General features: G+C 44.2%; 16 protein-coding genes. 1 reads left to right on the top strand and 15 read right to left on the bottom strand.

Going from position 1 to position 14,044, the window contains the following annotated elements; translation table 11 throughout:
* Window positions 1-17 precede the first annotated feature (17 nt).
* Window positions 18-881, top strand: coding sequence for a mechanosensitive ion channel family protein (locus tag GRFL_RS09815; protein ID WP_083644451.1), 864 nt, complete (start codon window positions 18-20; stop codon window positions 879-881).
* Here GRFL_RS09815 and tsaB read toward each other — a convergent pair whose 3' ends face one another.
* The 15 genes from tsaB to cyoE all read right to left on the bottom strand — a co-directional run bounded on the left by tsaB (window position 882) and on the right by cyoE (window position 13,987).
* Complete coding sequence (gene tsaB / locus GRFL_RS09810) at window positions 882-1,541, bottom strand: tRNA (adenosine(37)-N6)-threonylcarbamoyltransferase complex dimerization subunit type 1 TsaB (RefSeq protein ID WP_083644450.1); 660 nt, start codon at window positions 1,539-1,541, stop codon at window positions 882-884.
* 10 nt (window positions 1,542-1,551) lie between these two features.
* Window positions 1,552-2,829 (bottom strand): efflux RND transporter periplasmic adaptor subunit, encoded by a 1,278-nt coding sequence (locus GRFL_RS09805; protein WP_083644449.1) that lies wholly within the window; start codon window positions 2,827-2,829, stop codon window positions 1,552-1,554.
* 7 nt (window positions 2,830-2,836) lie between these two features.
* A complete protein-coding gene (locus GRFL_RS09800; RefSeq protein WP_083644448.1) occupies window positions 2,837-4,267 on the bottom strand; it encodes a TolC family protein in 1,431 nt (476 codons plus the stop codon).
* Window positions 4,268-4,327: 60 nt separating this feature from the next.
* Window positions 4,328-5,449 carry an efflux RND transporter periplasmic adaptor subunit gene (locus GRFL_RS09795; RefSeq protein WP_083644447.1) on the bottom strand — a complete coding sequence of 374 codons (1,122 nt, stop codon included), beginning with the start codon at window positions 5,447-5,449 and terminating at the stop codon, window positions 4,328-4,330.
* A gap of 24 nt (window positions 5,450-5,473) precedes the next feature.
* Window positions 5,474-6,736 (bottom strand): ABC transporter permease, encoded by a 1,263-nt coding sequence (locus tag GRFL_RS09790; protein ID WP_083644446.1) that lies wholly within the window; start codon window positions 6,734-6,736, stop codon window positions 5,474-5,476.
* Window position 6,737: 1 nt separating this feature from the next.
* Window positions 6,738-7,988, bottom strand: coding sequence for an ABC transporter permease (locus tag GRFL_RS09785; protein WP_083644445.1), 1,251 nt, complete (start codon window positions 7,986-7,988; stop codon window positions 6,738-6,740).
* The gene (locus tag GRFL_RS09780; protein WP_083644444.1) at window positions 7,981-8,682 is read right to left on the bottom strand and encodes an ABC transporter ATP-binding protein; all 702 of its coding nucleotides are present in this window, start codon (window positions 8,680-8,682) and stop codon (window positions 7,981-7,983) included. The genes GRFL_RS09785 and GRFL_RS09780 overlap by 8 nt, the downstream gene beginning before the upstream one ends.
* 115 nt (window positions 8,683-8,797) lie before the next feature.
* Entirely contained in the window at window positions 8,798-9,031 is a 234-nt protein-coding gene (locus tag GRFL_RS09775; RefSeq protein ID WP_083644443.1) for a hypothetical protein, read from the bottom strand.
* A gap of 50 nt (window positions 9,032-9,081) precedes the next feature.
* Window positions 9,082-9,618, bottom strand: coding sequence for a DUF420 domain-containing protein (locus tag GRFL_RS09770; RefSeq protein ID WP_423738275.1), 537 nt, complete (start codon window positions 9,616-9,618; stop codon window positions 9,082-9,084).
* Entirely contained in the window at window positions 9,615-10,349 is a 735-nt protein-coding gene (locus GRFL_RS09765; protein ID WP_083644442.1) for an SCO family protein, read from the bottom strand. Before GRFL_RS09765 ends, GRFL_RS09770 begins: the two co-directional genes overlap by 4 nt.
* Window positions 10,346-11,005, bottom strand: a complete 660-nt coding sequence (locus GRFL_RS09760; protein ID WP_083644441.1) for a thioredoxin domain-containing protein — start codon at window positions 11,003-11,005, stop codon at window positions 10,346-10,348. The genes GRFL_RS09765 and GRFL_RS09760 overlap by 4 nt, the downstream gene beginning before the upstream one ends.
* Before the next feature lie 82 nt (window positions 11,006-11,087).
* Window positions 11,088-11,456 carry a cytochrome C oxidase subunit IV family protein gene (locus tag GRFL_RS09755; protein ID WP_083644440.1) on the bottom strand — a complete coding sequence of 123 codons (369 nt, stop codon included), beginning with the start codon at window positions 11,454-11,456 and terminating at the stop codon, window positions 11,088-11,090.
* Between the two features lie 18 nt (window positions 11,457-11,474).
* Window positions 11,475-12,458 (bottom strand): cytochrome c oxidase subunit 3, encoded by a 984-nt coding sequence (locus tag GRFL_RS09750; protein ID WP_083644439.1) that lies wholly within the window; start codon window positions 12,456-12,458, stop codon window positions 11,475-11,477.
* A 45-nt stretch (window positions 12,459-12,503) separates the two neighbouring features.
* Window positions 12,504-13,085 carry a cytochrome c oxidase subunit 3 gene (locus GRFL_RS09745; RefSeq protein WP_083644438.1) on the bottom strand — a complete coding sequence of 194 codons (582 nt, stop codon included), beginning with the start codon at window positions 13,083-13,085 and terminating at the stop codon, window positions 12,504-12,506.
* Window positions 13,076-13,987, bottom strand: coding sequence for a heme o synthase (gene cyoE / locus GRFL_RS09740; protein ID WP_423738274.1), 912 nt, complete (start codon window positions 13,985-13,987; stop codon window positions 13,076-13,078). The genes GRFL_RS09745 and cyoE overlap by 10 nt, the downstream gene beginning before the upstream one ends.
* Window positions 13,988-14,044: the final 57 nt, after the last annotated feature.

Raw genomic sequence — 14,044 nt, 5'->3', positions numbered from 1 at the left:
AATTAAAGAAAATTTCTATGGACAAGCTGAATGATTACGGGCATATCGCTAAAGAATATGCCGAAAAATTCATCGATTATCTTCCTACGCTTCTTGGAGCCATTGCGCTGCTGCTCATTGGTCTCTGGGTGATCAAGATCATCGTAAAGTATATTGAAAAAATATTCCAGAAAAAAGATTACGATCCCACCCTTGAAAAGTTCACCGTGAACGCTGCGAGCTGGGGACTGAAAATTCTGCTTTTTGTACTGGTTATCACGCAGCTTGGAGTGGAAAGCGCTTCACTGGTAGCAGCCATTGGTGCAGCAGGTCTGGCGATTGGTCTGGCCTTACAGGGATCCTTATCCAACCTTGCCGGTGGTGTACTAATCATCGTTCTCAAACCTTTTAAAGTTGGTGACTGGATCGAAGCCCAGGGAGTTTCTGGAAGCGTTGTGGAAATTTCTCTTTTTTACACTAAGCTGAACACTTTTGGGAACCAGCGTGCCGTGATCCCAAACGGGGAACTGAGCAACGACAACATCGTGAATTACAGTTTTAATGATACCCGCCGTGAAAACCTCACTTTCGGTATCTCGTATGATGATGACATTAAAAAAGCCAAAGAGGTACTTACCAATATGGTGATGGAGCGTGACGACATTGAGAAAGAACCGGCTCCTCAAATTATCGTTTCCGAACTTGGAGACAGTTCCGTGAACTTCTCGGTACGTTATTTTGCCAAAAACAGCGTTTTCTGGGATATTCACTGGTATATGATCGAGGAAGGTAAGATCAGGCTGGAAGAGGCTGGAATGACAATTCCTTATCCGCAGAGAGATGTGTATCTGTATGATCAAACAAAAATGAAGGGAACGATCAGGGACAAAAGATCGGAATAGTTAACCCGCTATAAAATCTTTCAGATAATAAGGTTCAAAATAAGCGACATCTACCGTGTCGCTTTTTTTGTGCATTTCCTCGGCGATCCCACACATTTCAGTTGCGGAAGGAAACTCCTGGATATGGAAATTGGCATTTGGGTGATTACAGACCTCCTGGAATTTCTGAACCCCGTTCCCTATAAAGTGAACAGGCCCCTGGGACAGATATTCCTCAAAAGAATTTTCCTCCAGAATTTCTGCTTTCGTGTCTCTTACCTGCTCAAATTCGGGATTAAAAACTGCGGAATATACCTCCATTCTGCGGGCGTCCATGAGCGGAACGATAAACCCTTCTGTGACCTTAATCCTGTGACTGATCAGGTCCAATGTTGGAATCGCAATAAGGGGAATATCCAGAGAAAAACAAAGGCCTTTGGCCGCTGAAACCCCAATTCTCAGGCCGGTGTAAGAACCAGGCCCTTTACTGATTGCCAGCGCATCCAGAGCCGTTGGCTCCAACTGCTGTTCCTTCAGGATCTCATCGATGAACACATGCAGTTTTTCAGCATGAGAATATTGTTTGCTGTTGATTTCCCTTAAAGCAATCTGTTTGCCATCCCTGGCCAGCGCAACCGAGCAATTGGTCGTCGCAGTTTCCAGACAAAGAATTAGTGCCAAAATTCAGTAATTAGTCGGCATTTGGAGGCCCACCTTTTTTCACCTCGATCTCATCGCCCGGCTGAAGCTCTTTAGTCACCGTACTGTAAGGCCCGGTAATCACTTCCTCACCTTCTTTAAGGCCTTCGGAGATCTCGATAAAGGTATCGTCCTGAATACCTGTTTTCACCACGCGAAGTTTAGCCTTATTTCCGTCTTTTACAAATACACACTCAAATTTTTGCTGATTTTCGTCAACAGGTTCTGAGATTAGTACTTTTTTAGTAGCGGTCGTATCGGTTTTGATCACGATAGAACTGATTGGCACAGCGATCACCTCTTTTGCCTGAGCCGTGATAATATCAACAGTGGCGGTCATTCCCGGACGGAACGGTGAAAAGTTTTCCGGTTTTCCTTCCAGAAGATCGCCATACGAATCTTTCAGAATACGCACTTTTACCTTAAAATTCGTTACCTGGTCTGTTGTCAATTCATTATCAGCCGTATTGGATATTTCAGTCACCACGCCTTTGAATTCCTTTTTCAGGTAGGCATCAACCTCCACCACAGTAGAATCTCCAACTGAAACTTTTACGATGTCGTTCTCATTCACGTCTACCTCAACCTCCATATTATCCAGGTTGGCTACTCGTAAAATTTCGGTTCCCGCCATTTGCTGGGTTCCAACCACACGCTCTCCTAATTCCGCATCCAGTTTGGAAATCGTTCCCGTCATTGGTGCATAAATATTGGTACGACCCAGGTTATCTGTGGCTTCGTTCACAGAAGCCGCCGCACTTTGCATGCTAAAATAAGCCGATTCTTTATTGGCCTGAGATACCTCAAAATCGCTGGTGATCTGGTCCCATTCAGATTTGGAGATCACCCCTCTTTCAAAAAGCGTTTTATTACGGTTGTAGTTCGCTTCAGATTGCTTCAAGGTTGCCTGCGCCTGCGAATAATTCGCCCGAGCATTCTGGTAACTGGCACGAACCCTCTCCAGGTTGGACTGGTAAATATCAGGATTGATGCGAACCAAAAGATCACCTTTCTGCACCTGCTGGCCTTCTACCACGGGAAGCTCGATAATTTCTCCGGAAACTTCCGAAGACAATTTCACTTCCACTTCCGGCTGAATTTTTCCAGTTGCCGAAACCGTTTCTACGATATCCATAGGCTTGATATCTGAAACTTCAACCTGTTCCACATTGTTGGAATTGCCGAACCAGCCGGCTTTCTTACCAACGATCAATAAAATGATGAGTACAGCGATGACTGCAACGATGATGAAAAGTGTCTTCTTTTTCATTCTTTATTTAAAATTTTAGGTCCCTTACCGGAACACCGAAATATAATTCTACGACTTTTAATTTGAAAATATAGTCATACTTCGCCCTTAAAACTTCGCGCTGGGCGTTCTCATAGCGCACTTTTGCCTGGTTAAAATCGAATGCATTGGTCAGCCCAACATCATAACGATCATTGGCATATTGAAAAGCTTTTTCCTGTGCTTCCGCAGCGGCGAGGGCCGCTTCATAACTTTCGTAAGCACCTTTAGCATCTGTATACGCCTGATAAACGTTCGCTTCCAGGTCAAGTTCAGCCTGCTCCAGGTTAAATTCTGCGCGTTTTACGGCAACTTCATTTCTGCGTACCTGGTTTCGGGTCGCGAATCCGTTTAAAATTGGAATATTTAGTTGAAAACCATAGGAAAAACCGTCGTTTCTGGAGAGCTGGTCAAAGAATGGGAGCGGTGCCCCAACGCTTGCCACCGTATTGGGCGTTACAACTGCCTGCTCCGTTTCCTGAACAAAACCAATGGTATTAAAAGTTCCATCAGCTGAAAAACCGGTGATCCTTCCCTGCCCAGATTCCCTGGTGTTGTAATTGAAGAAAGCTCCAAGGGAAGGCATATAGGCTCCTTTGGAAATGGCGACGTCCTGCTCTGCCAGGTCTTTATTGGCTTCGGCGATCTTAATCTCTGAACGCTCTTCCTTGGCTCGTTCGATAATATCATAAACCGAGCGGTCTAACATTTCATTTCCAATAATATCATAGTCCCGCTCTTCAATATCGAAAGTTTCGTAATCTTTGATGCCCAGGGTCTGCGCCAGCGAGATCAGGGAGATCCTGATCTGGTTCTGAGCGATGATCATTTGCTGGTTTTCATCAGCCATTGAGGCCCTGATCTCCAGTAAATCTCCTTCCGGAAGCACCCCGGCATCGACAAGTTCCCCGGTTCTATCAAGTTGTTGCTGAGTTACTTCGTTCTGAGCTTTCAGCACTTCCAGATTCTGCTTATTGAACAATACCTGCAGGTAAGCATCAGCTACGAAAAGCGCGATATCATCCTTCATCTTATCTAAAGAATACTGGCTTGCCAGTCTGGACAAACGGGCTCGTTGCAGGGATTTAAAGTTTCTTAGGCCGTCGAAAAGCGTCAGACTCGCGGTCGCGTTTGCTGAAAAGTTTCGTACGGTTTGATTCTGAAGAATACCCGTGGTCACGTTCTGTGTGAGACCGGTATTCCAGGCATTGGTAGCCTGTGCATTGAGATTTGGAATAAAATTCCCAATCGCATCTTTCTTTTCAATGTCGCTCAACTCCACGTCCAGTTCACTTTGTTTGATGGAAATGTTGTTTTCCAGGGCGTAGTTCACACATTCTTCCAGGCTCCATTTTTTCTCCTGTGCCTGAAGAATGCCACCGAAAAGCAATATAATGGCTAGTAAGCTATAATTTCTCATAATTGTATTCTGTAAGATATGTATGTAAAAAGTGCAGGATGTTACACCTGATTGTAAAAATTAGTTTTGGCCGATTTCGTTAGGTGCCGGTTTCAGCTGGTTCCAAACCTTGATCTTGTCGCCTTTCTTCACACCGCTGATCACCTCTACATTGATCCCGTCGCTCACTCCAAGTTCCAGGTCCTGTCTTTTGAATTCCTGGTCACCGGTCATGACTTCCACATAAGGCTTCTGGGTTTCGTCATCAAACTGCACCAGTGCTTCCTTGATAGCCAGCACATTTTCAGCTTTTGCCAGGATGATCGAGGCGTTCGCACTCAAGCCGGCGCGGATGAAAGTTGTATCAGCCTTGTCTAAAGTTCCTTTGATCTCAAACTGGATAGCGCCATTTTCCTCAACTCCTTTCGGGGCGATATAATCCAGTACAGCATCAAAAGATTTATTTTCAATCGCTCCTACTGTTACTTCCAGCGGAAGATCTTCCTTGATCTTCCCCACTTCACTTTCATCAACCTTACCTTCAAAAATCATATTATTAACGTTGGCCAGGGTCGCGATGGTTGTTCCGTCGTTGAAATTATTACTTTCGATCACCTGGTTTCCAGCCTTTACCGGAACATCCAGCACCATGCCTTCCACAGTTGAACGGATCAAGGTATTTGCCGCACTGCCAATTCCGCTGGTCGTACCGGTGCGAACGATCTCGTAATTCTGCTGGGCCGATTTATAATTTTGTTCCGCTCGTTTATAGGAAACTTCCACATTATCAAAATCGTTGGCAGAGATCACGCCTTTATCAAACAAGGCTTTCTGGCGATCGTAGTTTTTCTTCTCATTATCCAGGTTGATCCTCGCAGTAGAAACAGCGTCTTTAGCGCTTTGCAGAGAAGACACATTCGGAATGACCCGAATTTTAGCGATCAGATCTCCCTGTTTCACCTGGTCTCCGGCCTCAATATAAATCTCGTCAATAACTCCGGAAATATTTGGCTTGATGAGCACCTCTTCCTTCGGAACGATCTTCCCGGTAGCCACTGTTTTCTTCACAATGGTCTGCTCGAAAGGCTCTTCGGTTTGATAAACAACAGGGTCTTCTTGATTTTTCTCATACAAATAGTACAGAGCCCCGACAAAGGTAATGGCAATGACTGCCAGGATTAAGATGGTTACGTATTTTTTCATTTTTTGATTGTTTACACTTTAAATTTATTCGGTACGCAAAGCGTCTACGGGTTTAACTTTTATCGCTTGCTGAGCGGGAATGAGTCCTGCCAGCAATCCTGAAATGATCAAAATGGCCAGGGCCGTAAAGACCACTAAAAGATCTACGGAAGGATTCAAAAACATGGTTTCTGAAGTATCCACACCTTCCAGCTGTTGATTCACCAGCCAGATAAGACCGGTAGCCAGAATGATTCCCATCATTCCTGAAATGATTGTTAGGAAAATTGACTCCAAAAGGATCTGTCCCCTAATGGACCAAGGTGTTGCCCCAAGTGCTCTGCGCACTCCAATTTCATTGGTTCGTTCCTTGACCACGATGAGCATGATATTACTGATCCCGATAATTCCCGAAAGCAATACCAGGGTTCCCACAAAATAGGCCACACCTTTCAGCGCAATAAAGAGCTGGTTCACGCGATTGAATTCCTGGTAAAGATCAAAATTACCCACCGCACGGTCATCTTCCGGGTGAATAAGATGGCGCTTCTTCACCACATCCATCACGTCCTGTTTGAGATCGGTGATCGGGTGACCATCATCTGCCGTGATCGCCATCCAGCCAACGCGGTTGCCCATATTAAACGCCTGGGAAAAAGAGGTAAACGGTACATAGATCTCCTTTTGCATCTCCTCGGCATCACCGTTATTTCCTTTTTTCTTATAGATACCAATCACCATGAAGTTCACCCCGTTTATCTTGATATAGCTACCCAGCACTTCCTCCTCTTTATCATAAAGTCCGGCTTTGACCCCGCCACCAATGACCGCGACCTTCCGCTTTTCATTGATATCTGAATAATTTATAAACCGCCCCTCCAGGATATCCATGGGTTCCTGCTGAATGATCTCAGGGTAATCGCCATAAATATTATAGGCCCCGGTATTCAATCCCCTGGTGACATTATTATTCCCGCGAAAGCCTCCTAACTGATTACGCGGTGAAACAATCCGAAGATTAGGCACATCGTTTTTAATGGCCGCCACATCTTCCACTTCAAAATTATACCGGCGTCCTTTTGGCATCCCTTTATAAGGCTTGGAAGCCACCTGTGTCCACATGAACATGGTATTCGTGGCAATTCCGCCAAACCCCTGTTTAACGCCATTTTCAAGTCCTTTTCCGGCAGCCAGGAGAATTACAAGAATGAAGATTCCCCAAAGCACGCCGAATGCGGTAAGCAATGTCCTGAACCAGTTCGAGGTCAATGCTTCTATTATTTCGTTCCAACGATCCCTGCTAAACATATTATTCGTCTCTTAATGCTACAATAGGTTTAATTCTGGCCGCGCGCCAGGCCGGGAAAAATCCGGCAACAGCCCCCGCGATGACCAGTAGGATCACCGTATTTACAGCCACGGAAAAGTTTACAGAAGGATTGTAAATATATTCGGTGATATCTTTCACCTGTGGACCGAATACTTCCAGTAATAAAAGGCTTAAAATAAGGCCTGTAAATCCCGCAATGGCCGTTACGAAAATGGATTCGTGCAGGATCATCCCGATAATCGACCAGGGCTGCGCACCAAGTGCTTTCCTGATCCCGATTTCACGGGTGCGCTCTTTAACGATGATCAGCATAATATTGCTTACTCCAACAACTCCGGCGATAATGGTAAAAATCCCAACACCCCAGAAGAACAGCCTGATCATCTTCATAAGCATAAAGAATCTTTTGGCATTTTCCAGAGTATTATTGATATAGATCGCACTGTTGTCATCTGGCGCAATGGTATGCTGATTCTTCAGAAATTGTTCCAGTTGGCCTGTAAAATATTGAGAAGTTGCCACGGCCTCATCAAAATTATCGTCCTGTTTCAGAGTGATGTACATCCTGGCAATATCATTTCCACCGCCGTAAATGGTCTGGGCAGTGGTAATAGGAATAGCAAAACGTGATTCTTCGCGCTCACCACCGGGATCTGTAAACGTCCCGATCACCTTGAAACCTACCCCACCAATTTTAACCGTTTTCCCGATTGGATCTTCTTTTTTGAAAAGGTCCAGCTGAATTCTTCGACCAATCACCACTACTTTCTCACGGTTTTCGAGGTCATTCATATTGATAAACCTCCCTGCGGTTAAACTGATGTTCTCCAACACCTGAAAGGCGGGAAAAACCCCGTCTGAGCGATAACTTCCGTTTTCCTTTTTATATACCATATCTCCGGTTGGCAACTGGTACACAGCAGAAGTTTTATCCAGCATATCTGCATGCTGCAAAAGTATCTTGTTGTAATCTTCATTTTTCAACTGGATCCTTCGGCCGGGATTCAAACCTTTATATTCTTTGGAAGTAACACCTGGAAATACGAAAATCAGGTTGGAAGCATCGCGTTCAAACTCCCGGGCAATCCCATTTTGCATCCCCTGGCCAACACCTAAAAGAATTACCAGGATAAAAATTCCGGAAGCAACCGAAAGGCCGGTTAAAAAAGTTCGTAATTTATTTTTCCGGATGGTCTCAAAGATCTCATCCCATCTTTCCAAATCAAACATTTTCCAGAGCTCTTACTTGTTGAACCGGGGTGTCTTCGATTATCAGACCGTCCTTAAGGTTTACGATCCTTTTGGTCATATGAGCGATGTCATTTTCATGGGTCACCACCAGGATGGTTCGTCCCTCGTCGTTGATCTGCTGGATGAGATCCATTACCTCGTAAGAAGTTTTTGTATCCAAAGCCCCGGTGGGCTCATCTGCGAGCAGAACTTTTGGATCACTGGCCAGGGCTCTCGCGATCGCTACTCGTTGTTTTTGTCCTCCGGAAAGCTGATTGGGCAAATGCCCGCTCCAATCTGCAAGCCCCACCTTTTCCAGGTAGGCCATCGCACGATCCATACGTTCCCCGCGGGCCATTCCCTGATAGTACAAAGGCAAAGCCACATTATCCAAAGCCGATTTGTAGCTGATCAGGTTAAAAGACTGAAAAATGAATCCCAGGAATTTATTTCGGTAGCGAGCTGCCTGCTTTTCATTCAGGTTTTTAATGGTCACTCCGTCCAGGACGTACGAACCAGTATCGGCTTCGTCCAGCATTCCGAGGATATTCAGAAGCGTTGATTTTCCGGAACCGGAAGATCCCATAATGGAAACCAGTTCACCTTCTTTGACACTGAAGTTGATGCCCTTCAGTACATGTAAAGAATTAGAACCCGTTTTATAGGATTTGTGAAGGTTGGTAATCTGAATCATGATTGATGGTTATTAAGCGAAAGAGATGATCTTTCACTCATAAGACTACCAAAAAACCAAATTGTTACAATAAAATCTTAAAAGAGTAGAATTTCGATGAGTTTCTGCAGATAAATTATTCGGAAATCGTCTTTTTCTTGCGCCTGCTTCGATACACGGCATACCCCACACCGCCAATCAGCAGGTAAGGAAAAACCATAAGGTATAGGATCCCGTCATTGATGCCTTTGGCAGCGCTTTGATCGGCCTCGCTCTCGAGAACTGCGCGGCACATGGCACACTGCGCATCGGCAAGAGACGGCGTTAGCAGAAGCATCAAAACCAGTAAAATCAGCATTTCTTTCTTCATCTTCAGCAACTTAAGTGTAAGACTGCAAAGTTAAGGAAATTCCGGCAGAATTAGTAATAGGGATACATCAGCACGAACACCAACACACCGGTAACAGCCACATACAGCCATATTGGGAAAGTCCATCGAGCCACTTTCCGATGCTTTTCATAATCTCCGCTGAGTCCGCGATACATGGTGAACAACACCAACGGCACAATGATAGCCGAAAGCACAATATGGGTGATCAGGATAAAGAAATAGATATAGCGCAACACGCCATCGCCCCCGTAAGGCACCGGCTCATTGCTGATCTTGGAAAGCACGTAACTTACCAGGAAAATACTGGAAAGCCCGAACGCAGCGATCATCGTATTTCGGTGTTTTGTAAACTGCTTATTCAATTGGAAATTATAGCCTAAAATGAGTAAAAAGGCGGTTAGGAAATTCAAAATTCCGTGGAAGGTTGGAAAGGTAAGGCTATCTGTTCCGAAAAGATTGTACCGCTCAGGAAGCAGCATCAATATCAAAACGATTAATGGCACCGCCAGGGAAAGCCCAATGATCACAGGTACCGCGACCTTATCTGAAGTATTTATAGTTTTCACAGTAGTTGTTTTATGTCTTCAATAAGAATGTTGATTTGCGGCTCTTCTTCTCCTTCAGCAACACTTTTATTGCGCTTTACAGAGCCTTTGTAAAAAATAATCGGGTTTCCGAACTGGTCTTCCCGAGAACGCACATAACCGTCCTGATCGATCAGCACAAAAAATCCCTGATGAGCAAAACCTCCGGCAGCATCTCCATCTTCCCCGGCATAGATCCCGAATTGCTTATTAGCCAGGTTATAGATCGTATCGCGATCGCCGGTCAATAAATTCCAATTTGGGTGATTAATGCCGTGATCCTTGGCATATTGTTTTAAAACGGCAGGTGTATCATGACGCGGATCAATGCTGATGGAAGCGATCCCAAAGTCTTCCTGATTTTTGAACTCTTCCTGAATTTCCACCAAGTTGCTGTTCATGATCGGGCAAATCGTTGGGCAGGTGGAAAAGAAAAATTCCACTAAATAAACTTTTCCATCATAGAATTCATCAGAAATAGTATCGTCATCCTGGTTGACCAGTTCAAAACTGGGCGCTTTTTTACGCTCGCCATTGATCTCGATGTATCGTAGCGGTTTGGTATTTTCTGAAGGTTTTTCAGAAACACCGGAAGTAAGCCTGTCGGCATCCACTACATCACCATTTTGCACCCGGTTGATAATTTTCGGAATGAAGATGATCCCGAAAATCAGGATAATAAGGCTAACGCCTACGTAGGAGTAATTCTTCATTTCGTTAATTTTTGCTTTTCTTCATTATACTTCTTCAGTGCCAGGCGGTATTCTGCCAGAATCACTTTCACGTCATCGTTCATCTTATTATTCAACTCAGCCACCGATCGGGAATCGTAGCCGTAAAGTTTACCGTCTTTTGCATCCTCATCATCGGTACGACCGCGAAGACTTCCGTCTTTATCAATTATAAAGACATAAGGAGAATATGAATGTTCATCAAGCTGGTAGGGTGTTTGAAAACTGCTGAAAATCGCTGCAACTTCAGCGGGTGCGCCATAGGCAAAATGCCATTTTTCAGATTCGGAAATCTTTTTGAATTCCTCTACATATTGACGCGTTTGATTCTGCGCATTTTCCGGAAGGACGATCACGAACTGAAAATCATCAAAATCGTAATATTTTTCCAGGATCTTTTTATCGAGGTTGAAGGTATTGCCCTTGATGCTGTCCAGCTGAGAACCGAAAAACGCCACAATACTGATCTTATCCTGAAAACTCAGGCTGCTATCAGTTTCCGTCTGCAAATGGTCAATATCCTTCACATTTTCAGTAAGAACAGGAAGATGCGCGAAGTTGTTCTTTCCGGAGGCAAAAAACAAATAGGCAGTGATGGGCAGGGCAAAGAGAATCCCGAGAACCAGAAACTTTTTCATAAGCTGAAAAACCTGTTTTACAAAGGGCTACAAAAATAAAAAGACGGTTTAAGAAAACCGCCTTCAATTACTTTTTTAACTTTTAGAAGTCCCAGGCCATAAAGCCATTTTTGTAGACCTCGTAAATATAATCACCTTCCGTGAGCAAAATAAAGATCAGGTAAGAGATCAGGAAAATTCCTGTCCAGACAATAGATCTTCGCAAACCTTTTGATTCGTGTTCCAGATGCATGAATGCCCAGGCAATATAATATGCTTTATAAAGTGTTAGAACGATGAATACCCAGTTCAGGAGTCTCATGTTCAGGAAATAGGTATGTGTTAAGAAATGTGGTCTTATGATACCTAAAGCGACTTCAACGATTGTTACTGCGGAAAGAATGGCGAAAACGATCCAAATTCTTTTTACCGCGCCTTCGTGATGTCCTGTATGTTCAGTATGGTGAGCCATAACTATATTTTTCAGAAATTAAACCAGATAGAAGAATGTAAATACGAATACCCAAACAAGGTCTACAAAGTGCCAGTAAAGTCCCACTTTTTCGACCATCTCATAAGAACCGCGTCTTTCGTAAGTCCCAATCACCACGTTAAAGAATATGATGATATTGATCACGATTCCAGAGAATACGTGGAAACCGTGGAATCCAGTGATAAAGAAAAAGAAATCGGCAAACAATGGTGGGCCGTATTCGTTTTCTACAAGGTTCGCACCTTCCACAATTCCTACTGCATCATTATTTAGCCTTTCCAGCGATTCTTCACGGGAAAGAATGGTTTTTTCGTCCCTGTTCTCGTTCAGGTCCATGGTTCTGATCAGCAAATCTTCATTTGCAGCAAAACCAGCCTTTACTTCTTCCAGCGTGTACGTACTAAGACTTCCTTCAGATTCAAACCAGATGCCCTGGTCTTCTGTGTGGCGGGCTCTTTCGCTCACTCCCGGAACAGCAATTTCAGAGATCGCAACGCGCTCCCCTTCTGTATTCACCAGCTGAAGGATTTGCCCTCCGTGGGTTTTCACTGCTCCGTATTCCCCTTTAATGAAAGTACTCCATTCCCAGGCCTGAGAACCTACGAAAATAATACCTCCAATAATGGTAAGGAACATATACAGGATCACTTTTCCCTGCTGCATACGATGACCGGCATCTACTGCCAGCACCATGGTTACAGAAGAAAAAATCAGGATAAAGGTCATCAATGCCACGTAATACATAGGCGCTTCCACACCATGTAAGAACGGAAAGTGAGTGAACACTTCATCGGCGATTGGCCAGATGTCTATAAATTTAAATCTAGAAAAACCGTAAGCGGCAAGGAATCCTGAAAATGTTAAAGCATCGGAAAGGATGAAAAACCACATCATCATTTTTCCGTAGCTGGATTTTAGCGGCTCATTTCCGCCTCCCCAGGTCTTTCCTTCGGTGCCTGTTCTAACAACAGTAGCCTCCATAGAAGTAGTTTAATGTTAAAGGTTGCGCAAAAATACGCATTTTTATTATCTAAAGAAATATAAAAACAAAATCAAGTACAGCCAAAGAAAGTCAACGAAATGCCAGAAAGTCGCACCTAGCTCAAATCCAAGCATTTGACCCTCCTGGTAGCGCTGTTTAAAATGGTTATAAATTAACACCAAAAGCACGATTATCCCGGCCATAAGGTGAATAAGATGCACGACTACCAGAATGTAAATAAATGAGGTAGTGATCGAACTTTCACTCCCCGTAAAGTAGTATCCGTTGGCAATAATTTCTGAAAAACTGTAAAACTGGAACAGCACGAAAAGCACAGCCAGGATCAGTGTTCCAACTAATAAGGCGGAGGCGTTCTTTCTTTTATTCTGAAGAATGCTCTTTTTAGCCAAATACAAGGTGCCACTACTCAACAGGATCACGATGGTACTCCACAGAAAAGACTGCGGAAGTTCAAATTCATTCAGCCAGTCTGGCCGGTTCTTGCTCACCACGTACGCGCTGGTCAGGCCGGCAAAGGTCATCACCATACTAATAATCCCAAACCAGAGCATCATCTTCTTGGATCTGGCGGTCTTTACCTCTAAAGAATCTTCGGTTAAATCCATTGTCTGATAAATTTATCTAACACATATACAATTTGAAGCAAGGTGATGTAAGACACACTTGCGAACATTAATTTTTTGGCAGCCTCTGCCGTTTTTTCTTTATATAGTTGGAAGGCGTAGTACAACATTCCCAGTCCCAGGATAAGAATGATTGCTGCGGAAACCGGCGTGAGGAACAATTTTCCCGTAACACCAAAAGCAGGAATCAGCGACACCAGGATCGTCCAGCAGGTATAAAGAATCACCTGGATAGCGGTTCCACGATCTCTTTTGCCGGTGGGCAACATAAAAAACCCTCCCTTTTTGTAATCTTCAAACAACCACCAGCCAATAGCCCAAAAATGTGGGAACTGCCAGAAAAACTGGATCATGAATAAGGTTCCGGGCTCAATACTGAATTTACCAGTTGCGGCCACCCACCCCAACATGAACGGAATGGCACCTGGAAAAGCTCCAACAAAAACCGAAAGCGGCGTCTTGGTTTTCAAAGGCGTATAGATGCTCACGTATAAAAAGATACTGATCGCACCGAACATCGCGGTTTTTGGGTTGATGATATATAAAACTATCAGCCCCAGAATGGTAAAAATCGTAGCAATGGTAAAAGCAGTTCCAACGGTCATTCTCCCAGCAGGAAGTGGCCTGTTTTTCGTGCGATCCATCAGCGCATCCAGATTTCGTTCGATGATCTGGTTATAGGCATTGGAAGCGCCGACCATGAAATAGCCACCGATCGATAAAAGGAAAACCACTACAAAATCGATCGTTTCAGCACCCAGAAAATAACCGGCAACCGATGAAAAAACCACGCTGATAGCCAGCCTCATCTTGGTAATTTCCTTAAAATCTGAAAGAATGGAAGCGCTCGAAGTATGTACGCGGGTGCTGCTCAAAAAGGCCATTTTTTAACTGCCGCAAAGATACTCCTTAAAAAGGTTTTGGCAAGGTTGCCAGGCTGT

The sequence above is a fragment of the Christiangramia flava JLT2011 genome, assembly GCF_001951155.1.
Classification (GTDB): domain Bacteria; phylum Bacteroidota; class Bacteroidia; order Flavobacteriales; family Flavobacteriaceae; genus Christiangramia; species Christiangramia flava.
The sequence above is the reverse complement of the archived record's forward strand: the minus strand, read 5'-3'. Positions and strand labels throughout refer to the sequence as shown.

Bases quoted from the DNA above. Each gene is read 5' to 3' on its own strand.
- GRFL_RS09815 (WP_083644451.1), top strand. From the start codon at position 18: ATGGACAAGCTGAATGATTACGGGCATATCGCTAAAGAATATGCCGAA.
- GRFL_RS09805 (WP_083644449.1), bottom strand. From the start codon at position 2,829: ATGAAAAAGAAGACACTTTTCATCATCGTTGCAGTCATCGCTGTACTC.
- GRFL_RS09800 (WP_083644448.1), bottom strand. From the start codon at position 4,267: ATGAGAAATTATAGCTTACTAGCCATTATATTGCTTTTCGGTGGCATT.
- GRFL_RS09795 (WP_083644447.1), bottom strand. From the start codon at position 5,449: ATGAAAAAATACGTAACCATCTTAATCCTGGCAGTCATTGCCATTACC.
- GRFL_RS09790 (WP_083644446.1), bottom strand. From the start codon at position 6,736: ATGTTTAGCAGGGATCGTTGGAACGAAATAATAGAAGCATTGACCTCG.
- GRFL_RS09785 (WP_083644445.1), bottom strand. From the start codon at position 7,988: ATGTTTGATTTGGAAAGATGGGATGAGATCTTTGAGACCATCCGGAAA.
- GRFL_RS09780 (WP_083644444.1), bottom strand. From the start codon at position 8,682: ATGATTCAGATTACCAACCTTCACAAATCCTATAAAACGGGTTCTAAT.
- GRFL_RS09775 (WP_083644443.1), bottom strand. From the start codon at position 9,031: ATGAAGAAAGAAATGCTGATTTTACTGGTTTTGATGCTTCTGCTAACG.
- GRFL_RS09765 (WP_083644442.1), bottom strand. From the start codon at position 10,349: ATGAAGAATTACTCCTACGTAGGCGTTAGCCTTATTATCCTGATTTTC.
- GRFL_RS09760 (WP_083644441.1), bottom strand. From the start codon at position 11,005: ATGAAAAAGTTTCTGGTTCTCGGGATTCTCTTTGCCCTGCCCATCACT.
- GRFL_RS09755 (WP_083644440.1), bottom strand. From the start codon at position 11,456: ATGGCTCACCATACTGAACATACAGGACATCACGAAGGCGCGGTAAAA.
- GRFL_RS09750 (WP_083644439.1), bottom strand. From the start codon at position 12,458: ATGGAGGCTACTGTTGTTAGAACAGGCACCGAAGGAAAGACCTGGGGA.
- GRFL_RS09745 (WP_083644438.1), bottom strand. From the start codon at position 13,085: ATGGATTTAACCGAAGATTCTTTAGAGGTAAAGACCGCCAGATCCAAG.
- cyoE (WP_423738274.1), bottom strand. From the start codon at position 13,987: ATGGCCTTTTTGAGCAGCACCCGCGTACATACTTCGAGCGCTTCCATT.